General features: G+C 48.3%; 22 protein-coding genes and 1 other RNA gene. 9 read left to right on the top strand and 14 right to left on the bottom strand.

The window, feature by feature from the left end; all coding sequences use genetic code 11:
• The first annotated feature begins 120 nt into the window (after positions 1–120).
• Positions 121–1,284, top strand: coding sequence for an O-antigen ligase family protein (locus J3369_RS04955; protein WP_349584437.1), 1,164 nt, complete (start codon positions 121–123; stop codon positions 1,282–1,284).
• On the opposite strand, the gene J3369_RS04950 is transcribed toward J3369_RS04955, so the two are convergent.
• Genes J3369_RS04950 through J3369_RS04930 form a run of 5 tightly spaced genes read right to left on the bottom strand, consistent with a single transcriptional unit; the run spans position 1,281 to position 7,548 of the window.
• Positions 1,281–4,217 (bottom strand): CHAT domain-containing protein, encoded by a 2,937-nt coding sequence (locus tag J3369_RS04950; protein ID WP_349584434.1) that lies wholly within the window; start codon positions 4,215–4,217, stop codon positions 1,281–1,283. The two genes, J3369_RS04955 and J3369_RS04950, sit on opposite strands and share 4 nt — an antisense overlap.
• Before the next feature lie 21 nt (positions 4,218–4,238).
• Complete coding sequence (locus tag J3369_RS04945; protein ID WP_119500210.1) at positions 4,239–4,706, bottom strand: hypothetical protein; 468 nt, start codon at positions 4,704–4,706, stop codon at positions 4,239–4,241.
• Positions 4,707–4,712: 6 nt separating this feature from the next.
• Entirely contained in the window at positions 4,713–6,188 is a 1,476-nt protein-coding gene (locus J3369_RS04940) for a peroxidase family protein (RefSeq protein ID WP_349584431.1), read from the bottom strand.
• A gap of 3 nt (positions 6,189–6,191) precedes the next feature.
• The gene (locus tag J3369_RS04935) at positions 6,192–6,803 is read right to left on the bottom strand and encodes a hypothetical protein (protein WP_349584428.1); all 612 of its coding nucleotides are present in this window, start codon (positions 6,801–6,803) and stop codon (positions 6,192–6,194) included.
• Positions 6,796–7,548, bottom strand: coding sequence for an RNA polymerase sigma factor (locus J3369_RS04930; RefSeq protein ID WP_349584425.1), 753 nt, complete (start codon positions 7,546–7,548; stop codon positions 6,796–6,798). The genes J3369_RS04935 and J3369_RS04930 overlap by 8 nt, the downstream gene beginning before the upstream one ends.
• Before the next feature lie 417 nt (positions 7,549–7,965).
• On the opposite strand from J3369_RS04930, the gene J3369_RS04925 reads away from it, so the two are divergent.
• A complete protein-coding gene (locus J3369_RS04925) occupies positions 7,966–8,424 on the top strand; it encodes a hypothetical protein (RefSeq protein WP_303573659.1) in 459 nt (152 codons plus the stop codon).
• 51 nt (positions 8,425–8,475) lie between these two features.
• On the opposite strand, the gene J3369_RS04920 is transcribed toward J3369_RS04925, so the two are convergent.
• From J3369_RS04920 to zapE, 4 genes are all read right to left on the bottom strand, one after another.
• Positions 8,476–10,098, bottom strand: a complete 1,623-nt coding sequence (locus tag J3369_RS04920; RefSeq protein WP_349584422.1) for a PKD domain-containing protein — start codon at positions 10,096–10,098, stop codon at positions 8,476–8,478.
• 227 nt (positions 10,099–10,325) lie between these two features.
• Positions 10,326–10,674, bottom strand: an RNA gene (gene rnpB / locus J3369_RS04915) — RNase P RNA component class A.
• 105 nt (positions 10,675–10,779) lie between these two features.
• Positions 10,780–11,502 carry a YebC/PmpR family DNA-binding transcriptional regulator gene (locus tag J3369_RS04910; RefSeq protein WP_349584419.1) on the bottom strand — a complete coding sequence of 241 codons (723 nt, stop codon included), beginning with the start codon at positions 11,500–11,502 and terminating at the stop codon, positions 10,780–10,782.
• Positions 11,503–11,625: 123 nt separating this feature from the next.
• Positions 11,626–12,723, bottom strand: coding sequence for a cell division protein ZapE (gene zapE / locus J3369_RS04905; protein ID WP_349584416.1), 1,098 nt, complete (start codon positions 12,721–12,723; stop codon positions 11,626–11,628).
• A 396-nt stretch (positions 12,724–13,119) separates the two neighbouring features.
• Between zapE and J3369_RS04900 the strand changes: the two genes are divergently transcribed.
• The 3 genes from J3369_RS04900 to J3369_RS04890 all read left to right on the top strand — a co-directional run bounded on the left by J3369_RS04900 (position 13,120) and on the right by J3369_RS04890 (position 16,256).
• Positions 13,120–13,560 (top strand): ZapG family protein, encoded by a 441-nt coding sequence (locus J3369_RS04900; RefSeq protein WP_119500202.1) that lies wholly within the window; start codon positions 13,120–13,122, stop codon positions 13,558–13,560.
• Positions 13,561–13,640: 80 nt separating this feature from the next.
• On the top strand, positions 13,641–15,011 hold the full coding sequence (locus J3369_RS04895; RefSeq protein ID WP_349584413.1) for a DegQ family serine endoprotease: 1,371 nt from the start codon (positions 13,641–13,643) through the stop codon (positions 15,009–15,011).
• 240 nt (positions 15,012–15,251) lie between these two features.
• Complete coding sequence (locus J3369_RS04890; protein ID WP_303573931.1) at positions 15,252–16,256, top strand: trypsin-like peptidase domain-containing protein; 1,005 nt, start codon at positions 15,252–15,254, stop codon at positions 16,254–16,256.
• A 62-nt stretch (positions 16,257–16,318) separates the two neighbouring features.
• On the opposite strand, the gene J3369_RS04885 is transcribed toward J3369_RS04890, so the two are convergent.
• Positions 16,319–16,543 carry a hypothetical protein gene (locus J3369_RS04885; RefSeq protein WP_150154233.1) on the bottom strand — a complete coding sequence of 75 codons (225 nt, stop codon included), beginning with the start codon at positions 16,541–16,543 and terminating at the stop codon, positions 16,319–16,321.
• A 530-nt stretch (positions 16,544–17,073) separates the two neighbouring features.
• Here J3369_RS04885 and J3369_RS04880 point away from each other — a divergent pair.
• From J3369_RS04880 to J3369_RS04865, 4 genes are all read left to right on the top strand, one after another.
• The gene (locus tag J3369_RS04880; RefSeq protein WP_349584410.1) at positions 17,074–17,937 is read left to right on the top strand and encodes a MipA/OmpV family protein; all 864 of its coding nucleotides are present in this window, start codon (positions 17,074–17,076) and stop codon (positions 17,935–17,937) included.
• A gap of 92 nt (positions 17,938–18,029) precedes the next feature.
• A complete protein-coding gene (locus tag J3369_RS04875) occupies positions 18,030–18,317 on the top strand; it encodes a DUF3019 domain-containing protein (protein WP_349584407.1) in 288 nt (95 codons plus the stop codon).
• Entirely contained in the window at positions 18,317–19,021 is a 705-nt protein-coding gene (locus tag J3369_RS04870; protein ID WP_349584404.1) for a response regulator, read from the top strand. Before J3369_RS04875 ends, J3369_RS04870 begins: the two co-directional genes overlap by 1 nt.
• A 1-nt stretch (position 19,022) precedes the next feature.
• Entirely contained in the window at positions 19,023–20,252 is a 1,230-nt protein-coding gene (locus tag J3369_RS04865) for an ATP-binding protein (RefSeq protein ID WP_303573667.1), read from the top strand.
• Positions 20,253–20,295: 43 nt separating this feature from the next.
• Here the strand turns inward: J3369_RS04865 and murA are convergent, their stop codons facing one another.
• Genes murA through J3369_RS04845 form a run of 4 tightly spaced genes read right to left on the bottom strand, consistent with a single transcriptional unit; the run spans position 20,296 to position 22,825 of the window.
• The gene (gene murA, locus J3369_RS04860; RefSeq protein WP_349584401.1) at positions 20,296–21,558 is read right to left on the bottom strand and encodes a UDP-N-acetylglucosamine 1-carboxyvinyltransferase; all 1,263 of its coding nucleotides are present in this window, start codon (positions 21,556–21,558) and stop codon (positions 20,296–20,298) included.
• Between the two features lie 14 nt (positions 21,559–21,572).
• Positions 21,573–21,830 carry a BolA family protein gene (locus J3369_RS04855; protein WP_119500196.1) on the bottom strand — a complete coding sequence of 86 codons (258 nt, stop codon included), beginning with the start codon at positions 21,828–21,830 and terminating at the stop codon, positions 21,573–21,575.
• A gap of 30 nt (positions 21,831–21,860) precedes the next feature.
• The gene (locus J3369_RS04850; RefSeq protein ID WP_119500195.1) at positions 21,861–22,169 is read right to left on the bottom strand and encodes an STAS domain-containing protein; all 309 of its coding nucleotides are present in this window, start codon (positions 22,167–22,169) and stop codon (positions 21,861–21,863) included.
• Positions 22,166–22,825, bottom strand: a complete 660-nt coding sequence (locus J3369_RS04845; RefSeq protein ID WP_303573932.1) for an MlaC/ttg2D family ABC transporter substrate-binding protein — start codon at positions 22,823–22,825, stop codon at positions 22,166–22,168. The genes J3369_RS04850 and J3369_RS04845 overlap by 4 nt, the downstream gene beginning before the upstream one ends.
• Positions 22,826–22,904 lie beyond the last annotated feature (79 nt).

The following is a 22,904-nucleotide window of genomic DNA, read 5'->3' as shown; positions in this document are numbered from 1 at the left end:
CACGGACTTGATTTAAAATGGGAACAGGTGCTTGCCGCGGCTTGTATCAGTATTTTTTTTGCACTCTCCGTTCTCTCATCCTCATTCCATTTTAAAGGCAGCATCCGTTACGTTTTAATAATGTTCGCGGCATGGCTTTTATACGCAGCCTTGTATCTGATCCCGCTTCCCGCTACCGTCACTGACTTTTTGTCCCCTCACATGAGCCACTGGTACACGTTAAATGGCCAGGAAAATGAAGTACGGCTGTCTGTTTACTATCAGGCCAGTCTGATTGAATGGATAAAATTTCTCGGAATAGCACTACTTTTGCCTTCGGTATGGCTTCTCTGCCATTCTGAAGAGAGATTGCACAAACTAATTATTATTCTGGTGACCGGATGCACCATCACAGCACTGTATTCTTTGCTCAATTTCTTCAGTGGAGGTCAATTTGAACTGGTGGGTAACATTCCGCCATGGGATTTGAAGTGGCAAGACGGCATAAGAGGGACCTTCAGCTATAAAAACCAATATGCACTTTACATTGCTTTTGGTATTGCACTTTCTGCAGGTGTGCTGGCCGATAATATCAGGGGCCGCCGCACCCGAATGGTTACTGTAACGCTGATTCTGACTCTGATAGTGCTTACTCTTACCCTTATCAATACCAGCAGTCGTGGCGTTATTGTCGCCTTAGCCGGCGGGTCAGGACTCGCCGGCGCAATGTTCCTGCTGCGTCATAAATCACTTGTAAAAGAATGGTTGTCTGTAAAGCGCATTGCTGCCGGTGCGGTAATGTTACTCGCAGCTGCTGTTCTTTTCATGCAGTCATCGGTATATGACCGTTTTGCTCACCAGAAAATGGCCGACAATGGCAGAATGCACCTCAGAAATACTGCTATCAGTGTTATCAGTGATCATCCGGTGACAGGCACAGGTCCCGGTACTTACCCTTATATTCAGCATGTCTACAAACCGATGGCACTGGGCATTTCTAAGATGTCTAAGCGGGCTCACAATGACTACCTCGAAACCATGGCGACAACAGGTATTGTGGGTTTCCTGATACTGGCGATGCCTTTGGGGTACATGCTCTGGCGGATTTTCAGGCCTGTAGATTGTGCTTTCAATGGCCTGCTGACAGGTTGCAGGGCAGCGATAGCGACTTATTTAATTCAGGCCGCTTATGATACTAATGCAGGAATATACTTCCTGCCTTTGCTGTTTATAACGGTACTGACAGCAGCTTTCGTACTGTGCGAAAAGTTTGCCGTACCGGGCTCCGGAATAAAAGCAGATTAATGCTCTAATGACAGGAATTCGTAGTCAGGACCGGTAACAGTAAATACGAAGGCCCCCCAATATCTCGGATCGCGGAATCGACGCTTTGACGCCAGCAGCACCCTGGCATTTCGCATGGCATCCGCGATGTCGCCTCCGTTACCGGCCAAAGAAACATAGAAATATTGCATAAATTCAGCTGTTGCCCGGTCCGGCACTTTCCAGAGCGTTGAAATGGTTGCTCCGGCCCCCTGATAGAGAAATCCGTGGCTTAAACTTCTCATCCCGATCCCCTGATAGGATTTGCCCATTTCCGTTTCACAGGCACTGATAACCACTAAACGGTTGTGAAAAACATGAGAGAACAGATTTTCATAGGAGATATAGCCCTGATGTTCATTTTCATCGCCTGTTGCAGTAACCAGCCCCACGGTTTCCGGCGACTCCGGCGAATACCAGGCATGACTGCCTACATGCAATAAGGAAGCATCTCTAGCAGCCGCGGAAGTGATGCTTTCGTTTGTTGCATCATCACCGGTAAACACTTGTAAGGGGACTTTAGGAAAGGAAGTTGCCAGTACATCTGCTGCTCTCGCTGTCCATGGTAATGGAGGAAACCCTGCGCGCCACTGCATTGCCTCACTGTCAGACATATATTCAGGTGACGGATTCGAGGGATTGGTAAAAGCAACAATATTACCGGCGGCGCTGTTTTCATCTCTGGCGCTCTGATAGTCCATCAGAGACAAGATCCTGACGATCCCCATTTCAAACCCCAGATAACGGGTTCCGGTTTTATCATTCAAAGCGGCAAAAGAACTATTTCTCCACGGCCCTTCAGGCAGTAAATACAGGGTTTTAAAGCCATGATACTCCGTCAGCCTGCCGCTTATCCACGCAGTCAGCGCATCCGGGCTGAATGCACATTGTTGTTCTATGTAAGGGCCTGAAATAAGATAGGCGCAACTCTTATTCTCCAGTGCAAAAATTTTCAGGATAGCCCGCTTATTTCCGAGGCTCTGACGGATTTTATCTAACGAGAATGTCTGCACAGGCTCACTATCACTAAGCTCCCTTTGCTGGCCGGCCAGTTGAACACGCTCCCAGAGTTTATCTTTGAGAAATTGCTTATCATCATTATCTGCTGAAGGTTGAGGGTCAGGCATAGCGGCGTTTGCCAACATCCACTCGCTTTGCAATGTCTCATCCACTTTTTCATAACTCTGGCTGGCCAGGGCCATTCTGTGCCGGTTGAAAACAATCGCGGAGAACCTTTCAGAGATAAACAAAGCTTCCTCTATAATGCGCTCATCGTCTGAAGGCAGAATGGCCGATAAGTAATTGTTGATCAGTCTGCGGGACTGACTTAACCAGCTCATACCGGTTTCATTACTGCTGAATTTTGTTGAAGCTTCCGTAATACTGGCGAATGCATCGTAAAAAATGCCGGCGATTTCAGGAAGATGCTCGCTCCCCCCGGCCTTTAACAGAGTCATTCTGGCATTCGCAAGCGCCAGACTCACTGACAATGTCATCCGGCGATGCTGGCTGATGTCTTCTATCAGTGTTTTAGCCATCCCGTAACGCTTAACCAGTAACAGCACCTCCAGCCAGTCACTCATCAGCTGTGAACGTTGAGTCACAGAATACTGGCCGGTGAGATGCCCTAATGCTCTTACACAGGCATCTTCGTCAAATTCTGCAGGCGACAATCTTGCTCTTATTCTTGCAAATAAAACCTCGTATCGTGATTCCTGAAGTCTGGTGCGCTGCAGAGGAGCCAGTTCGTCCAGCCAACTTTGAGCGGATGCCAGATCATTTTTCGAAATCGCGATGCCGGCAAGAGATATAAGTGTATCCACGAAATCGGTAGTGAAGTTTTCTGCATTACTTACCTGCAATACCTGCTGATAATATCGTTCAGATTTTTCAATATCTCCCACCAGCATATAAGCCCTGCCCAGATTAGCATAGCTGACGATAAGCTTCTCCGGTGCCAGATTATAAGTATGGCGGTAAACCGACTCTCTGAGCGTGGCAAGATACTCAGGCAGCTTCCCCTGATGCCGGTATACCCATGCCAGATTATTGGTGAGATCGTCCTGCATCTCCTGCTGTTGCAAATTTTCCGGAGCTGGTAAACAGGCAATACCCTCTTCCAGAAACTGTTCAGTGCGGGGCAAATCTGCTACCGACTGATAATAACTCGCCAGACCGTTTTTGATTTGTGCACAAAGATGAGGATCGGTATCAGCCATTATCCTCGCGCTACCAAGTTGCAACTGTGCGTATCCGGACTCTCTGACTGACGAGTCCTCAGACAGTACATCATTAAAGCCACAAAACCCGTAGAATACAGCTTCCTGCTGATTATTTTTGACGCTGGCCAGCAGATCCGGGGAAGTACAAATCTGCTTCACTTTATCGTATTGGTCTATAGAAAACGTGCTTTGAAGGTATATCAGCCTGACTGTGTTTTCATAAGCAGACCCGGCGAAAACATCCCGTGAAATAGCTTCCGCCGCAAGCGAAGCTGCTTCCCTGTAGGCCATATTTTCCAGTTTTATCAGCAGATTTCTTATCAACCACTCATGATAGTAAGGGTCATTACTACTGACAGACTGCGCCCCGATTTGATCCGCTAAGTCATCAGGCAGCGACAGGCCTTGTTGAACATACCCGGTATCAAACTTAGCCAGCAAAGCCAACAAAGAGGCCTGCTGAACGTCATTAACGTTTAATGCCGACGCGGAAAGGCCGGTACATTGAAAGAAAACGCCATCCTGCCCGTAAACCTGATTAAGCGCAGCCCATCCGGCCGGTTCATCACACAACGTGTGCGGAGCTGAAGAAGAAGCAAAAACTGACGTCGCAAATACAAAGAAGACCGGTGCTGCAAGGCCTGCTCTGCGGAGCATACCTGCAATAAATGAATTCCTTGTAGAAAAACGCATTCGTCAGTTCCTGCCGTTTTTTCAGTCGTCGTGTTTCCAGCGATAGCTTGTCAGAATGAGCTCTGACGGATCACCGTCATTGACCGCCGGGCCATCTCTCAACCAGGCAAGTGTTGACGTGTACTCCCGTACCGTTTTTTCTTCATGCTCATATTCATAGGCAACAATTGATACCCGTACCGATTTGAAACCTGCCACATCGGTGCCTTGCGCGGCATCTAAAGGAATCGTGTTAGAAATAAAAATACCCGATTTATCAATAACCTTAAATTCGCTTAGTTTCATAATAGCTTGCGCGGTACCATTCCATAACCCGCCAAGAACCACCTGGTAAGTGCCTTTTTTCTCATCAAAGATGAACTTTACCGGATAGTTTTGTCCCAGCCCTTCAGGGTGATAACTACTTAAAGAAGGGACAATTGTGCGGTGATTAACATAGTTGACGCCGGCTTTACTGGTTTGCCAGTATCCGTCCTTCAAAGACTCCACGGTGGTTTACTCCTTTTTACATAAAATTGCAGACATAGTAAGAGATGCTGCGTTTTCTACGCCACATTGCCTGCTGAACTGATCCAGACAGATGGCGAGTTCTTGTTGTGTTTCTTTCAATGGGAATAACTGTTTTTTCGCAGCATTGATGGCATGCAGTAATACATCAGCGATGATTACGCTGCCCAGTTTTCCCATTCTGTGCCCCGGATTGTCCTCCTGAGCGGAAGATTCGGCCAGCAGAAATGGCCAGAGCGGAAGGCGGTTTTCCCTGTGAAGGGTATAAAACAGTGATGCCTGGTTCATCGGATCCATCTTCAACTCTGTCAGCAGTGACTCGCTGTCGTTCATAGTCAATCCGCAACCCTTAAATAGTTCAGGGTATTCTCCCTCAAGATACTGTTTACACTCCTGAACAGTCATTAATTCTGCTTTCATGCCAGCGGCAATATTACGCTCTGCGATATTACGGGAAACCGGTATCCCACCCATGCCGGACACTACAATTAAGTTAATAGGCTGAACTTCCTGAGCAAACTCGCCGAAAAACAATGACCAGTCAATGGGCGGAATGGCCTTTCCTCTTTCAGCCTGATGAGTCAGCAGTGCATGTAATGTGAAACTGTCATTTCCACGAAGTTTATAGGTTTCGCGCACCATACTGTGTCCGAAACGAAACGCAGCGTGACTGAATTCATAGGGCACTCTTGATATGTATTCGTCGCTCCCGAGTATGGTGACAGCGGGCGGCTGTTCAGAAAAGTAATAGTCATAAACTTGCCGGTCCAGAATAGCAGGTAACCATTCATGAATAACCAGATGGTGAAACAAAGCGACAGTGATTTGTTGCGCTTTACGAAACCTGGATACGTCCTCGCAGAGGTGAGGTAACGCTTGCTCCGGCGATTGACATAAGCTTCCCAGTATACGGTTGTGAATGCGCTGCCACTGGCTGTGAAATTGAAGAATTATCGTATTGTCATTATTACGGGGTTCAAACAGCAGGGGCGTATTGCAATTATCACGCAAACAGTCCCAGTCATTGTCAGGCAATCTGAAAAAGCCCTGCTCATCGGTAAGCCAGTGCGGAGGTAAGCCCCCTGATTCACCGTAGAGGCTGTCCATATTCAATGCCGGAGAGACTTGCCTTGATGAATAGTGATTCTGTGCCGGATGAGTGGGTGAAATAATGTCGTGGGCTATCCACTGCCCCCAATAAGTAAAGCCTGCCGGTAACTTACCGGGATTCAGAGGAATTTTGACAACTTTTTCGCTTTCTGCCTGCTCCGGAGGGTGAACAAGGTTTTCACTGGCAGGTGTCAGTAACGCTTGCATGCCAGCAGAGGTGTAAGGAGCCTCAGGCGTTTCGGAAATGGGATCGGACCAGGGGATAATTGCAGCCACCATCTCTGCAATTTCCTCTTTATCAGGCAGCGGCATCCGTGTTTTTCCGAAAAGATAGTCCCTATCTTCACCACCCATTTTTTAGTCCTTTTTTACTTCCAGGGAGAACCGGTTGATCTCAGTATTATCATTATTGCCGCCATGACGGGACAGAATCAGCTGGTAATTTCCGTTAACAATATCTCCGGCACGGATAACCAGCGTGATTTCATTATTGTCATTCGGCTTCAATAGCCGCGACTCAATTTCCTCTCCCTTTGCACTGGTAAGAAGAGCGAAAACAGAGCCGCTAAAGTCTGGCGGTGCATCACTGACGATGACTTTAAATTGCTCACCGTCATTGAAATGTAAAGTCACAGGTTGAGTCACGTGACTACGAAAATCTTCAAGATAAACAATTGCCGGACTCACTTCCGGTCCGGATGTTACCAGAGCTGCCGGTAGCCAAATCCAGGCTGAGATTCCGGCGGCGAGAGCAAAAGCTCCCCATGCTGGCAACGAGGCTGTCTTTCTGACTTTCTGAGGTAATACGGCCACATCAGGTACAGCCTGACTTAGTGACTGGCTAAGTATCACTTGTTCTGTCAGCTCATTTGAATCGAGCATAGCAACTTCAAAGGCAATTTCTTCATCAGGAGTCAGCTGCTTAGCAAGATAACGCCGGGTGAATTCATCATTATATTTTTCAGACATAAAAGGCCTGGTCAGTTTTTTGGCCTGATTGTGGTATCCGGCCATTCTGTCCATTAGAGTGCTTGTGAGAGACGGAAACTCTCACCTCTTCCGTAAAAGAGATAAATTGCGAAGAAAAAGCATTCTGCCCGCCTGCCGGCGCAAGCAGCATCAGCACGATGACACCATCGATAATCTGCCTGACATTGGAAGCAGCTTCATCATCACCTTCGATAAGTTGTCTGAGACGCTGTCTTGCACGAAATAATACACGGTCAAAGTGAGCAGGCGTCAAATCCAGACTGTCGCAAATCGTGCTTTTGTCCTCATCATGCAGATAAAAACGACTGAGAATTTCCCGGTCTCTTTCTGTACCCAACTGATTTAGCACCCGGAGAACCAGATTTGACGCATCACGCTCATGCAGCTGGTGCAGCAAAGTCGGGTTTTGCGCAGCAAACGTATCGGTAAGATCGGAAACATCAGTTTGTCTGCGGGTTTGCAGACGCCGGTAGGCAATCAGCGTATTAATGCCTGTCTGGCGAATAAAAGAAGACAGCGCATCCGGATTGCGGAGATCACCGTCCCGCAATTTTCTGAGAACAACGACGAATGTATCCTGAGTGAGATCTTCAGCCAGCGATAATGAATCGGTTTGTCGGTATAAAATAAAAAGCAGCCCCTGATAGTAATTTTCTACGAGCTGCCTTTCTGCATTTTTATCACCCTGAACGATGCGTTCAATAAGTGCGGCGGGGTGCGTCACGGGTGTTCCTAATCCGGGTAAAAATTTTTGAGTGCTTTATTGCTTTTGTGCTTCCAACCATATCGGCTAACGCCAGTTAAATCAATGCCTATCGCAGATCGCGACCGCTTCTTAAAGGCTTATTTACAGCAATCTATATATAAGAAAAAAAACACAATAAGGCTATCTTGTGTCAGCTAAGCCATTGAAACACAAAACCTGCAGAGAAAGCACAAATTTCAACCACCATTGATTATTTGAAAATTAATGAGATTTATTCTTAAAAAGTGTGAGAGAAAACCCCTGAATGGCTCACTGGTATCTGCATAAACACTTTAAATAAATAAGAATGTCAGAGAGGACAAGATGTCAAACCACGTCATAGCAGTTGTTATTCACGGTTTTGGTGAGCATCACAGGGCGTTTGCAGGCAATCTTATGAGCACAGTCAAACAAACCTGCCGGCAGTTAACCCCGTCTCAGCACGACATCCACTGGCTCCCGGTGAATATCGACTGGATAAATGAACTGAGAGCCACTGAAGACAATGACCCTTTGCGACTGACCAGCCGTGTTATGCCTCTCAGTGCCACCAGTGCACTTTCATTAGCCGCACAGGTTAATGTATGTAATGCCGTGTTCCTTAATACCTCGTTACAAGCCGTTATTGAAGAAAAGGTTCAGGATTTAATTACGGAAAGTTGCGGCGCACTGACAAAGAAAACGCCGGTTATTATCGCATCCGGTCAGGATGGAAAGATGACATTATTCCAATTCAGCTGGCACAGTGCACAACAAAACAACGGTGCAAACAGTTCACCCGGCTATCGTTCAGTACCTGATTTCATGCTCAACAGCGCAAACGACAACACGATTCATCACAAACGCTTCCAATAAAAAATGCGCTCATAAGAGCGCATTTTTGTTAGTTTTTCAGTGAGTATCACATTATGGTGTAGTGGTACTGAACTGGTATACCGCCAGGAATGTTTCGCCTGTTTCTTCAATCTCAAATGTGTAGGTCAATGAGGTTGCCTGACCACCTGTAGGCGGAGAGTCCAGAGTCACAATCACTTCGGTGCCCTTAGTCAGTACCGTACCATTTTCGATACCACTAAAGAATGGGACAACTACGTTTCGTGAATCTGAGGCTGACACATTTGTTACGGTGAAATCGCCACCTTCGGCAAGCAACTTCAGGGTAACCAGAGTAACAGACTCAGGAGCCGGATCAGAGACTTCACGGGAGAAGTTACCGGCAAACTGAGAGCTTACGCTGAACTCATTATATGTATCCGACGAACCGCTCTTGCGGAATAATCTCACCCGTGGATCAACGGCTTCAATTTGCACGTTGTCTGCAGCACTGCTGACCGTGCCATCGTTAACCACAAGCGACAACACATAGCTACCCGCCAAATCTGTAGTGAATGTAGGATCTGCAGCAGTATCGTCACTTAGTGTCGCTGTACTGTCTGTGGGTTTTGAAACAAAACTCCATGCGTAAGTTAATGCATCATTATCCGAGTCAGTACTTGCAGCACCGTCGAGTTGAACAGTATCGCCAGTTGCAACATTCTGATCTTCACCCGCATTCGCTACAGGTGCCGAGTTACCACTCGCCACATTAATAGTCACACTATCTTCAGCACTATCAACCGTGCCGTCATTTACAATAAGTGAAACAACATATTCACCTTCTGCATCCGGCGTAAAGGTCGGGGCAGCTGTCGTTGCTCCGCCAAGTACTGCGGTGTTAGCTTCAGGTGCTGAAGCAATGGTCCAGGAATAAGTCAGTGTATCACCATCAGCATCACTACTGGCGGAACCGTCTAATGTTACCAGGGTTGCCAGTGTAACGTTCTGAGTAGCACCGGCTTCTGCTACAGGCGCAGAATTTTCGGTACTGGCGGTGACAATAACGTCGTCACTTTCACTGTCTGTAGTGCCGTCGTTGACTGTCAGAGCAATGGTATATTCACCGTCAACATCCGGAGTAAAGGTAGGTGATGCAGACGCAGCATTACTTAACTCAGCAGTGCTGCCGGCAGGTTGGGAAGAAAACGACCAGCTGAAAGTCAGACTGTCGCCATCTGCATCTGTACTGTCTCCACCATTTAAAGTAACAACTGAAGAAGTCGGAACGTTTTGATCGGCACCGGCATCAGCAACCGGCGCGGTATTCGCAGCGTTGGCAGTTACCACGACAGTGTCGGAAGCACTGTTTACTGTGCCGTCGTTAACTATCAGAGAAACGATGTACTCACCGTCTACATCCGGTGTGAATGCAGCAGAAACAGCGGACGCGCCGGATAGGGTTGCATCACTGCCTGAAGGCACGGATGTAAATGCCCACGTGTATGTTAAAGAATCACCATCGGCATCAGAGCTGCCTGCGCCTGACAGAGAAACTTCGGTGCCTGTCGCCACGTCCTGCGCACTGCCGGCTTCGGCAACCGGCGCGGTATTTGTCGGTTCGCGGGTATCATCAACACTTGAACTTGAACCACCACAACCGGTTAATCCCAACACAACTGCGGTAGCGAGAATGCTTAACTTTGCCTGTCCCATGAGATCTCCTTATGGGTAAATACCTATTGTAATAATTTGCTTCAGATAACCTCTGGCTATTCTGTCCTGCAAATTAATTTGTCCCGATGCCTACGTATTAAAGCGCGATTTGTATTAGTTCTCTACAGGTAAATATTATCTTAACTGATACTTTATTATGAAACATCGACCGAAAACCAGCCAATTCAACGGGATAGGATCTGAAAGATTTTTTTGGAGTTTTTAGAAATGGGAGCTGGCCGTAAGCCGGGTTCTGTCGTGGACAATCATTCCTCTAGGCCTGCAATTACTCACAGGCTCAAGCAACCTACCCGCCTTCCGTGCGGGCCGCACGTATAGAAGGCCTATTTGGTCTTGCTCCGGGTGGAGTTTACCATGCCACACACTGTTACCAGTGGCGCGGTGCGCTCTTACCGCACCCTTTCACCCTTACCGGCGCTTACGCGCTTAGGCGGTTTACTCTCTGCTGCACTTGTCGTCGGCTCACGCCGCCCAGACGTTATCTGGCACCCTGCCCTGTGGAGCCCGGACTTTCCTCCCCTCTCTTGCGAGAGCAGCGATTGCCAGGCCAGCTCCGGCGCGCATTCTACAGAAGTTTTTACACGTAAGCGACAATAATGCTTATTCACAAACAAAAAAAGGACTTCAAACGGAAGTCCTTTTTAAATTGTTCTGTACAGCTTAGTTCGGCGTAATGGCGTTGTGATAAACGTCCTGCACGTCATCGCAGTCGTTCAGCATGTCCATGAATTTCTCAAACATAGGCATATCTTCTTCGCTGATCTCTATTTCAGTCTGCGGAATAAAACTGATTTCTTCGGCATCTAATGTGGTATCAGGATACGCTTCAGTCAAAGCGGTTTTCACACTGTAGAATTCTGTATGGGGTGCATAAACAGTAATTTTACCGTCTTCACATTCCACTTCAGTCACGTCTACATCGGCTTCCATTAATACTTCCAGCACAGCATCTTCATCATCACCGGCAAACTGGAAAATCGCCTGATGATCGAACATGTGAGCTACTGCACCGGGACCACCGATTTTGGCATTAGTTTTAGTGAAGCAATTACGAACGTCGGTAATTGTGCGGTTATTGTTGTCAGTCAGACAGTCAACAATCACCATGCAGTTACCCGGACCGAAGCCTTCGTAACGTGCAGGCACGAAATCTTCACCGGCACCACCTACAGCTTTATCAATGGCTTTTTCGATAACGTGGCCAGGTACCTGATCTTTTTTCGCTTTTTCCATCAGACGCTTAAGCGACAGGTTGGTATCCGGGTCAGGACCACCGTTCTTCGCGCACACGTAAATTTCTTTACCGTATTTAGAATAAACTTTGGTTTTTGCGCCAGCCGTTTTGGCCATGGCGTTCTTTCTTACTTCAAATGCTCTGCCCATCTTAGGTCTCTGTATCGTACTTTTATCTGACAATGCCCGTGAAAAAATTCAGGCACAGTTTAAAAATTGTCGTGCAGTTTACCGGCTTTGCCGCTGAGTTAACAGTTTTGCGTTCCCGCCAACTCAGGGCAAATGTTCCCGCGCCAAATATTCTCTGGATTGCATTTCTTTCAGGCGGCTCAGGCAACGGCGAAACTCAAAATTCAGCCGGCCTTCAGTGTACAGCTGCTCCAGTCCCACCTCGGCGGTCATTATAAGTTTAACGTGGCGTTCGTAGAATTCATCCACCATCGCAATGAAGCGGCGGGCGGTGTCATCGTTATTTGCTCCCATTTGCTTCACGTTGGCAACCAGCACCGAATGATAACAGCGGCTCAGTTCAATGTAGTCGCTCTGGCTGCGCGGCCCTTCACAAAGTGCGGAAAACTCGATTGACAACACCCCTTCAGCACTGCGGCGGGTAGGTATTTTACGGTTGTTCACCTCTATCATCTCGCCGGTCTGATAATTTTCCGGTGCCAGTTGCTCAAAATACTCATGCAGGTGCTTATCGCCATCGGCATCCAGCGGTGAATGAAAAATTTCTGCCTGTTCCAGAGTACGAAGCCGGTAATCAATACCACTGTCCACATTAATGACTTCAGTGTGTTTATTAATGAGATCAATAGCCGGTAAGAAGCGGGCACGCTGCAAGCCGTTTTTATACAGTTCATCAGGCACAATATTCGATGTCGCCACCAGGGTTATTCCACGGGAAAACAACTCCTCCATCAGGGTGCCAAGGATCATGGCATCGGTGATGTCGGACACAAAGAATTCATCGAAACAGATCACGCGGGCTTCACTGGCCAGTCTGTCAGCCACAATTTTCAGAGGATCCGGTTCATTAGGCAGGGTTTTCAGCTCGTCATGAACGCGGTGCATAAAGCGGTGAAAATGCACCCGTGATTTTTTACTGAATGGCAGACATTCAAAAAAGGTATCGACCAGATACGTTTTACCCCGGCCTACTCCGCCGTAAAAATAAATACCGGTTACCGGCTTTGATACTGGCTGCTTGCCGAACAGTTTTTTGATACTTGCACCGAATCCGGAAGATGACGGCGCTTTGATGAGATCATCGTATAACCGCTGAAGCGCTCTGACTGCATTTTCCTGCGCAGGATCATGTTTAAACGTGGGCAACTGCAAATCTTGCTGATATTTTTCCCATGGCGTCATCGCCGAAACTACTCCCGATAGAAGGTAGGCAGAAGGTCCGCTGCACCGACCTCCTTGAAAAAACAAAATCTGATCTTAAATTCCGTATAAATACAGGTAGAATCGCAGCGCTGTGTGTTATGCGGGGTGGTATTGGTCGAAGTAAAACCAAATACCGTATAAACCTGAATAAGACACTATCATAACGCAATGCCGGGCTGCAGATAAGGTTTACAGGCAATGATTTGCTTTGAATCGTCGAAAAAAACGACGAAATCAAACTTTATCGTCTTATCCGCATTTTGCAACAATTCGCAATGCGCATTCACGCTCATTACTTGCTATAGTCGGCATGAGTGATTGTTTTACTGTGCTTAACTCAAATAGTTATGAACACAGAGATTTTTGGAGAAATGAATGGACGTTTTAATTCCTGTTGCCCTGCTGATTGCGGGCCTGATTATCGGCTTCTTTGTTGCCCGCTATATGTATACCCGTGACGGCGCTTCCGGTTCGGCAAAACAGGCAGAGCAAAACATTAAGGAACTGATGTCACAGCAAGCGACACATCACATTCACCAAACCCGTCAGGCGGTTGAGTCTATTGAAAAGCAATGCCAGGCATTGAAGCAACAGGTTGCTGATTATGAAACCTTGCTTACTCAGGGCGAAGACGGTGATGCGCCGGGCGTACCTTTCTATGGTGAGCAGGCTACTACCTATTTACGTAACAATATGCAGGGGAGAGAAAAGTCCAAACCTGCACCGGTTTCTGACACTCAGCCTAAAGACTTTGCTAACGCAAGTTCCGGTTTGTTTGTCGGCAACGCCGGTCGTTCTACCGCAGAAAAGGACTGATTCAGGAACTTTTTCTCACTTACCTGAGTCTGTCAGTGATAGTAACCATATCGCATGAAACATGAGGAGTGTAAGCGAATATGAAGAAATCTCTACGCCAGATGTTGGTTGTCTCCAGTGTTGTCGCCAGTACTTTGGGTATGTCTGCCACGGCAGGCGCTGCGTTACCTTTCTTCGGCGATGATAAGAAACAGGAAGTGCCTTCACTGGCACCCATGCTTGAAGAAGCCATGCCGGCTGTGGTGAGCATTTCCGTTGAAGGTACTCAAACTGCCACGCGGCAGGTACCGGAAATGTTCCGCTACTTCTTTGGCGGCCCGCAGGAGCAGGTTCAGGAAAGACCTTTTAAAGGGTTAGGTTCCGGCGTCATTATCGACTCGGAAAAAGGCTACGTAGTAACGAATAACCATGTCGTTGAAAACGCCGACGAGATTACCGTAAAACTGAGTGACGGCCGCGAATTTAAGGCCAAAAAGCTGGGTGCTGATGAACAAAGTGATATCGCACTTTTGAAAATTGAAGCGGAAAAACTCACGGCATTACCTGTTTCAGATTCAGATGAGATGCGCGTGGGCGACTATGTAGTAGCTATCGGTAATCCGTTCGGTCTGTCACAAACCGTTACTTCCGGTATCATTTCTGCCATGGGCCGCTCCGGCCTGAACATTGGCGGTTATGAAGACTACATCCAAACCGATGCTGCCATCAACCGTGGTAATTCCGGTGGTGCGCTGGTGAACCTGCGTGGTGAGCTGGTGGGTATCAATACAGCCATTTTCGGGCCTAACGGTGGCAACGTAGGTATCGGATTTGCTATTCCAAGCAATATGATGAAAAACCTCGTGGATCAGATTGCCGAGTTTGGTGAAGTGCGTCGCGGACTGCTGGGAATTACCGGCAATGATGTGGATGCCGGACTGGCAAAAGCGATGGGCGTAAGTGCTAACCGCGGTGCCTTTGTTCGTGAAGTAACGCCGGAGTCTGCGGCTGAAAAAGGCGGCCTGAAAGCCGGTGATATTATCACTGAAGTGAATGGTCGTGGTCTTCACAGTTTCCGTGAAATGGCTGCCAAAATTGCCAGTATGGGTGCCGGCGCTGAAGTTGATCTGACGATTATTCGTGACGGCGAAGAAAAAACCGTGAACGTGGTGCTCGACGATGCTGCTGACAGCAAAGTGACTGCCGCAACTATTCACCCTGCGCTGGAAGGTGCAACACTGGTGAACGGAAAAGACGAAGCCGGCAACGACGGCGTGAAAGTGTCTGAAATCGAGCGCAATACGCCTGCAGCACGCATTGGCCTTCAGCCTGAAGACGTGATCATTGGTGTTAACCGCCAACGGGTGACCACTGTCGCGGAATTCCGTGAGAAACTGGATGATTCCGGTGAAAATGTCATTGCGCTGAATGTCAGGCGGGGCACTGCCACCATTTATCTGGTCATTCGCTAAGCAATAAAAATGCAGTGAAGATATAGCGGGCCGGCAGAGAATACTGCCGGCCCGTTTTGTTTTTGCTAAACCGATGACCTGATTGGTATTCAATCATTTAGGTGATATCCTTAACATTAATGAACCCCGCCTCGTTCATAATGTTAAGAGGCAAAATGGAATGAGTCAGGCGTGGCAGGCAAGCAATTCTTTTTATTTATCATCAAATCTATCGTACTGGGCCTTGTAGTAGCAGCGCTTATGCTGGTCTTCATGCCGGATTTAAGAAGCGGTACAGGCTTTGGTGACAACTTTTTCTCCGGTAACACTACCCGTCCGGCAAGGCAATCTCATTACACTGCATTAAGCCGCTCCGCGCCTGCTGTTGTAAACATCTATAGTGTAAGCATTGAAAACGACACCGGTATTTTCCGTAACCGTGCACGTGAACGGGCCAGTTTGGGTTCCGGCGTCATCATGACAGAAAATGGGTATCTGTTAACCTGTAACCACGTCGTTGAAAATGCCGACAGCATTTTTGTTGCTGTGCAGGACGGACGGGTTCTGGAAGCCCAGATTGTTGGTACTGATCAGCTTACTGACCTTGCCGTGCTTAAAGTGAATGCGGACAGCCTGCATGTTATTCCTCAGATGGACGAGCCTGATTTGCACGTAGGCGACATGGTCATGGCCATCGGCAACCCTTTCGATCTCGGTCAAACTATTACCCATGGTATTGTCAGCCGCGCAGGACGCAACGGACTGTCTAATTACGTCGATTTTATTCAGACAGATGCGGTACTGAATCAGGGTAACTCCGGCGGCGCACTGGTTGACAGCAACGGTACTCTGGTAGGCATTACCAACGCCAACTTCCAGGTCAGGGATTCCCGTAACGGCGTGCGTAACGTGGACGGTATCAACTTTGCTGTCCCTTATGAACTGGCGCGACGGGTAATGGATGACATCATCCAGAATGGCAAGGTGATCCGTGGACAACTGGGCTTCCTTGGAAGCGAATATCGTGGAACGCCCGGTATTGAAGTCACGGCAGTAGCCAACGGAAGCCCTGCAGATCAGGCCGGTTTGCGGGCCGGAGATGTGATTCTGGCCATTGACGGCATACAGTTGGAAAGTGCATCGAAAACACTGGATATGATTGCCGAAACAGATCCCGGTACAACACTCGAACTGAACGTCAGCCGTGGCGGGGAAAATATGATGATTTCAGCAACAGTGGCAGAGCTGGGGCAACCGGCATCATAAAGACCCCCTGATGCTTTCCGGTTGTTGCCGGAGATGTTCGTCTTAAACAAAAAACCGGAGCTTTAACTCCGGTTTTTCATTGTCTGGCAGGGAAGATTGTCAGGACAATGCCTCTCTGTCTGTGCTGTTTTTTCTAAATCAGGCTCTTTAGCCAGTGCATATGGCGGCTCACCGATAAATACGATAGTGGCCACCATCAGGCTGAACAACACTGCTGGTATAGCATCCTTTGGATCAGTACTCAGTACCCGCCGGAACTGTTGCCGGACTGAAATCACATTACTCACGCGCGAACCCCAATAAATTCAATCTTATCCATTAATTTTGACATTTCCCTGAATCACATACTTGTATTGTGTCTATACAAACAAATTGAGATGGATTCGTCAGGTCAATCTCTGAAATGCTTAGCCGGGTAATCAGTTACCTCTTAATACAAACCAGAAATGCCTATGGACTTGTTATTTTTTTGTCTTTTTCGACCGGGAGACAGATTAAAAAGATAACTGTCAACTCAGACAAAAGTATATGTACCACAGATTGCAAAAAATTGACAGCCGGCAAAAGCAATTCAGTATTATTTAATATTCTTTTCAGTGATTTTCCCGAACTATCCCGTAACGTTTACTGACGATGTAAACCACTTGTTAATTCTGTTTGAGAAAATGTGCAGCCAGCATACCTGCCCTGACACACTTCGTCAGATCCAAAGCGTACAGATTTGTTTTAAATTGTAACTGCCCCTTTCTTGCAATCCGCCGGCAGGCTAATCTGTTGGCTGCATCAGATTACCGGTACGTCACCTGAAGAGTTTTGTTTGTTGAAAATTCGTTTGTTCATTCTTATTTGCACCCTTTTCACAGGCCCGGCCCTCGCAGCGAGCGGATGCAACAGTAAAGGTGAATGCATTGATACTGGTCAGTGGCGGGTAGCCGCGGCTGTTGGTGCTGGCGGCCGGACTAATCCATTGAGGGGCGGCAGTACACAGTCACTCGTTCTGATTGGCGATATAGCCTGGTACGCTGAGTCCTTTTATTTTGATAATTTTGAACTCGGTTATCAATGGCAAAGCAACCAGCCGGTTTTGTCTGTTGATGCCTATCTGGTTATCGATCGTGAAGCCCGTCCTTTCTTTTCCTATGAAGGTTTCGATGCCACCCCGGCAGAGCTGTTTTCCCGTGAGCAGCTTGCTGTCACTCCCGCCGCCGAAGCCAATACAGAGATCAACGTAGACAGTATTGCAGATCGCAGAAATGGCGGACATGCAGGAGTACGGCTCCACGCCGGAAGCTCACCAGCCAACGAGTGGCAATTTTCTGTAGAGAAAGACATCGCAGGGATCCACCAGGGTGTAAAGGCCCGTATTGCCTGGCGTTTCAGTCACCGCTGGCAGAAATGGCTGTTCAGTATCAGTCCGCAACTGGTATGGAACAACAGGACATTTAACGACTATTACTATGGTATTGATGGAAAGGACACTCCAGATAAGCGGCTCTGGTACAGTGCCGGCAGCGGATTCAGGCCGGGTGTCAATGTAGCGGTAACCAGGCAGTTTAACAAACACTGGGGCTTACTGGCCTTTACCCGTTATCAGTATCTTCCCGACGCGGTTACGGAAAGCCCGTTGTTGACCGGTCATGATATTCTCACGGTCTTCACCGGCCTGACATACCAGTTTTAGCGGAGCCGGGTGTGTCAGGGAAGATCATAACAATATTATTTCTACTTACTTTTCTGCTCTGCAACACGGCACAGGGAGAAAGTTGGGAGATCATGCCCCAGATATGTGTTGGAGAACAACAAACAGAGCCCTGTGAAATGCGCATCACTATTCATGTACCACAGCATGCCGTTGATAATGAATTTTGTGTTTATGCAGATGAGAAGCAGCTTTTCTGCGGTACAGGGATCCTGCCGCCTCAGACTGTCCTGCTAAAGCAGGACAGCTGGATTTTTATAAAAAATACCCGTGGCGATGTTGTCTATTCCCAAAAATTGCTGGTGAAATGGAAACAAAAAGAAAAGCGAAAACGGGTTCGTGATCCATGGAGTCTGTTCTGATGTCACATATTGTCCTGGTGGAAGATGACGCCCGTTTACGCACGCTGGTCAAAGATTTTCTTCAGCAGCATCATTTTGACGTTACTGCAATGGCTGACGGTAGTCAGCTTATTTCAACAGTAAAGCTGCAAAAGCCGTCACTGGTCATTTTGGATGTGATGTTACCGGGTGATGATGGCTTTACACTCTGCAAGCATCTGAGACGTCATTATGAAGGCCCGTTGCTGTTTATGACCGCCCGGGATGATGACTTCGACCAGGTGCTGGGACTGGAAATCGGCGCAGACGATTATGTCACCAAACCCATTGAACCCAGAGTTCTGCTTGCGCGTGTTCATGCACTCCTGCGTCGTATCAAATCTGCCGGACGGCTCAATGAAGCAGGTCGAGAACCGGTTCTGACTTATGGAAACCTTACCGTCGACAAAGCGGCCAGACAGGTATTATTACACGGTGAAGAAATCACCCTGACCAGTCACGAATTCGATATGCTATGGCTGCTCGCCAGTCACCCCTCTGAAGTGGTGGACAGGAACACCATTTACGAAGAGATCATCGGCAGAGAATATGATGGCCTCGACCGTTCCGCTGACGTACGGGTGTCGAGGCTCAGGAAAAAGCTTCACGATAATCCCAGCAACCCTTACCGTATAAAAACGATTTGGGGTAAAGGCTTCTTCTTCGTTGCAGACGCGTGGGATTAAAGTGACCCGCCTTTTCCTGAGCCTTTATCTTTTTATCGCGCTTGCCCTGGCGGGGTTAAGTGCCGCGCTGGAGCCGTTATTTTTTACATCAGACGAAGGCCTGAGTGATGAGGCAACTGATATTGTCAGGGCACTGGAAACTGTAGCCAGGAAGCCGGAGGAAAGAGCCGCCTGGCTTGCCGGGGCAAAACTGGAACCCAGAGTGATCCCTGCCGCCTCACTGGCTTTCAGTCCGGCATCGGAACAGGCGCTGGAAAACGGCGAAGTCGTTCCCCTGTTCTATCAGGACTCAATACAGTTATACGCCCGCGCAGACGACGCCACGCTGTATGAACTGACCCTGCCGGTTACCGGCTCTCTTTCACGTGCCCTGTGGTATTCAACGGTTTTCTACGTTCTGCTCGGGGCATTGATTGCACTCTGGCTCTGGCCTCTCTGGCGGGATCTCACCACCATTACCCGCGGCCTGAGCAACGTTAATGCCGATGGCTCTTTCGGGAAAATATGGCTGCCTAAGCGCTCGGTGGTTGCGCCTATCGCTAAAGCGTTAAATCAGCTCAGTGCACAGGTAACCGAATTATTTAACCGGCATAAAGAAATGACCGGTGCAGTAGCGCACGAACTGCGTACCCCGCTGGCGCGGCTTAAGTTTGCGCTGGCAACAGAACGTCCCGCTGATGAGGAAGGATGGAAGGCGATGCGGGAAGACGTGAATGAACTTGAGCGTATGGTGCAGGAAATGCTGGACTATTTGCGCCACGACGGACGTCAGCCTGAACTGAATGTCAGTCAGATCCCGTTAAGGGCAATGGCGGAAAATTTAGCAGAACGTACTGCCGGAAATACCGCCATCTCAGTTTCAGTTACTGCGGAAAATGACGGTTTAGTGGTTCTGGGAGACGATTATTACATTGGCAGGGCTATTGAAAACCTGCTGCTAAATGCCATCCGCTACGCCCGCACGGAAGTGAGGCTCCGGGTAAGTGACAACCGTAACCACATTGTTTTGCATGTAGAAGATGACGGGCCCGGGGTAAGCGAAGAAAACATAGAGAAGATTTTTGTCCCATTCTACCGGCCTGATGCAGCAAGAAGCCGTGAGCGTGGCGGTGCCGGTTTGGGTCTGGCCATCGTCAGGCGCATTATGCTGTGGCATGACGGGGAATGTGAGGTACAAAAAAGTCAGCTTGGTGGCGCTGACTTTTTATTACGTTTTCCGAAGATCCGGTAAGGGCAATCGTAAACAGGTAAACTGTAACGACGTCCTTGTCTGATTATTCTTTTTCGCGGGTAATGTTAGCCCCTAAACCACTGAGCTTTTCTTCAATGCCTTCGTAGCCACGATCAAGGTGATAAATACGGCTCACGTGGGTTTCACCCTCAGCAATCAAACCTGCAATTACCAGACTTGCTGATGCCCGTAAATCAGTGGCCATCACCGGTGCACCTTTTAATCGCGATGCCCCTTTCGTCAGCGCACTGTTACCTTCAAGCGCGATTTCAGCGCCCATGCGTTGTAACTCGGGCACATGCATGAAACGGTTCTCGAAGATGGTTTCAGTAATCACACCGGAACCTTCTGCCACGCAGTTCAGCGTGACAAACTGCGCTTGCATATCTGTCGGGAAAGCCGGATGAGGGGCGGTTTTCACCTGCACCGCTTTAGGCTTTCTGCCCTGCATATCCAGTTCAATCCAGTCATCACCTGTGGTGATGACGGCACCAGCCTGTCGTAACTTATTAAGTACGGCTTCCAGCGTGTCCGGCGCAGCATCCAGGCATTTAACTTTGCCACCTGATACCGCAGCAGCGACAAGGAACGTTCCGGTTTCAATACGGTCCGGCAGTACACGGTAATCACAACCGTTTAAGCGCTCCACGCCTTCTATGGTGATATGATCGGTCCCTGCACCTTTAACTTTTGCCCCCATCTGATTCAGACAGTTAGCAAGGTCGACGATTTCCGGTTCACGGGCCGCGTTTTCCAGCTCAGTGGTACCGTCTGCCAGTGCAGCTGCCATCATCAGGTTTTCTGTGGCCCCGACACTGACCATATCCATAAAGATACGCGCCCCTTTCAGGCGGCCGTCTACTTCAGCGCGAATATAACCTTCGTCGACTTCAATTTTTGCACCCATCTGTTCCAAACCTGACAAATGCAAATTCACCGGACGTGCGCCGATAGCACAGCCTCCGGGTAAGGAAACATTCGCTTTTCCCTGCTTCGCAAGTAAAGGCCCCAAAACCAGAATGGACGCACGCATGGTCTTTACCAGATCATACGATGCAGTCACACTGTTCAACGATGCAGATGAGATAACCACTTCATTCGTTGCCGGCCGGGAGACTTCTGCACCCAGTTCTTTCAATAAAGCCGTGGTGGTATTGATATCTCTGAGTGCAGGTACGTTAGTAAAACGACACGTGTCAGAGGTAAGAAGCGGGGTAAATAATAACGGCAGCGCAGCGTTTTTAGCACCACTGATACGTACTTCGCCATTCAGTGGCGGGCTCTTTTTTATTACGAGTTTATCCACAGATGTATTTACCGTTATTGAGGTACGTGGAACTGACGCTCACGCTGCCAGTCTGCTTCAGAGAAGGTTTTAATAGAAATAGCATGCATTGAGCCATCAGCAATTTTGTCCTGCAGCGGACCGTAAACAGCCTGCTGGCGCTGCACACGGCTCATTTCATTGAAGCTGTCGCTGACAGCAATAATTGTGAAATGTGAACCTTCGCCTTTAACGTGTACTTCAGTTAAACCCAGCTTGTCTTTCAGCAAAGTTTCAATATCAGATAATTCCATGGTCTGCTAACTCTTAGATTTGGAAACGTATTATTCTACGGGCAACAGGGTATCGACGTCGCTGATTTTAGCCAGTTTCAGTAGCTTCTCCGGCACCTGTGCCAGTACTACATCTACGTGATTGCCTTTGCCGTCACGCACAGCGTTTATCAACCAGGCGAGACCGGCACTGTCGATTCGCTCTACATCCCCTAAATCGAGTATGCAGCGCCCCTGCTTTGCCAGAGCGGATTTTTCAGCGGAACTTAACATGTCCCACCAATTTTTAGCGAGTGTATCACGGTCGAGGTGACCGTGAATATGCACAATACCATTTTCACCTAGCTGAAAAAGACTCACGCAGCATCCTTATCTTGTGCCTGCTTAACTTGCTCGCCCACAGGCTGTTCAATTTTCTCACGCATTAATTTCAGCACGGCATCAATGCCTTCCTGACGCAGAATAGGTTCGAATTCACTGCGCTTGCTGTCCAGCAGGCTGATGCCTTCAGCGACCATGTCATAGGCTTTCCATTCGTTTGTCCGGCTGTCCTTACGAACCTGGAATGCCACTTTAATGTCCGGGCGACCGGCATCCTGAACGACAGCGCGCACAGTCACAGACTTCTTATCTGAAAAGTCTCCTTCAGGCTCGAAAGTCACTTTCTGATTATCGTAGTAGCCCATTGCTACCGCATAAGTCGTGATGAGGTACTGTCTGAATACCTGAACGTATTCAGATAATTTATCTTTGGGTACTGACTTGAAGTATTTACCCAGCACCTTAAAAGCCGCGAACTGATAATCGATATGAGGCAACAGCTCTTCTTTCATGATGGTGCGCAGTTCTTCAGGATCTTTCTCGATCTGCGCCTGACTGGCTTTGATGCGATCAAAAGTTTTCTGACCGGCTTCTTGAACCAGTGCGTACGGGTTTTGTTCGTTAACTTCCTGGGCCTGCACCCCGCCAGTTACACTTGCAACCAGTAAGCCGGCAATCAATAAAAGCTTTTTCAACACTAAGTCTCCTAAAATTGTGTCCTTGTTGTGGTGCGGCAGCCTTAAAGAATCAGACCCCCGCATCACGGAATTTGTT

The sequence above is a fragment of the Alteromonas sp. NFXS44 genome (assembly GCF_040148705.1).
Classification (GTDB): domain Bacteria; phylum Pseudomonadota; class Gammaproteobacteria; order Enterobacterales; family Alteromonadaceae; genus Alteromonas.
Note: the sequence above shows the minus strand (reverse complement) of the source record. Positions and strands in the feature narration are given on the sequence as shown.

Coding starts and splice junctions, on each gene's coding strand:
- zapE (WP_349584416.1), bottom strand. CDS start 12,723: ATGACGCCATGGGAAAAATATCAGCAAGATTTGCAGTTGCCCACGTTT.
- J3369_RS04855 (WP_119500196.1), bottom strand. CDS start 21,830: ATGGAATTATCTGATATTGAAACTTTGCTGAAAGACAAGCTGGGTTTA.
- J3369_RS04955 (WP_349584437.1), top strand. CDS start 121: ATGTTCGCGGCATGGCTTTTATACGCAGCCTTGTATCTGATCCCGCTT.
- J3369_RS04870 (WP_349584404.1), top strand. CDS start 18,317: ATGTCACATATTGTCCTGGTGGAAGATGACGCCCGTTTACGCACGCTG.
- J3369_RS04950 (WP_349584434.1), bottom strand. CDS start 4,217: ATGCGTTTTTCTACAAGGAATTCATTTATTGCAGGTATGCTCCGCAGA.
- J3369_RS04890 (WP_303573931.1), top strand. CDS start 15,252: ATGCTGGTCTTCATGCCGGATTTAAGAAGCGGTACAGGCTTTGGTGAC.
- J3369_RS04875 (WP_349584407.1), top strand. CDS start 18,030: ATGCCCCAGATATGTGTTGGAGAACAACAAACAGAGCCCTGTGAAATG.
- J3369_RS04900 (WP_119500202.1), top strand. CDS start 13,120: ATGGACGTTTTAATTCCTGTTGCCCTGCTGATTGCGGGCCTGATTATC.
- J3369_RS04920 (WP_349584422.1), bottom strand. CDS start 10,098: ATGGGACAGGCAAAGTTAAGCATTCTCGCTACCGCAGTTGTGTTGGGA.
- J3369_RS04895 (WP_349584413.1), top strand. CDS start 13,641: ATGAAGAAATCTCTACGCCAGATGTTGGTTGTCTCCAGTGTTGTCGCC.
- J3369_RS04925 (WP_303573659.1), top strand. CDS start 7,966: ATGAGCACAGTCAAACAAACCTGCCGGCAGTTAACCCCGTCTCAGCAC.
- J3369_RS04940 (WP_349584431.1), bottom strand. CDS start 6,188: ATGGGTGGTGAAGATAGGGACTATCTTTTCGGAAAAACACGGATGCCG.
- J3369_RS04935 (WP_349584428.1), bottom strand. CDS start 6,803: ATGTCTGAAAAATATAATGATGAATTCACCCGGCGTTATCTTGCTAAG.
- J3369_RS04910 (WP_349584419.1), bottom strand. CDS start 11,502: ATGGGCAGAGCATTTGAAGTAAGAAAGAACGCCATGGCCAAAACGGCT.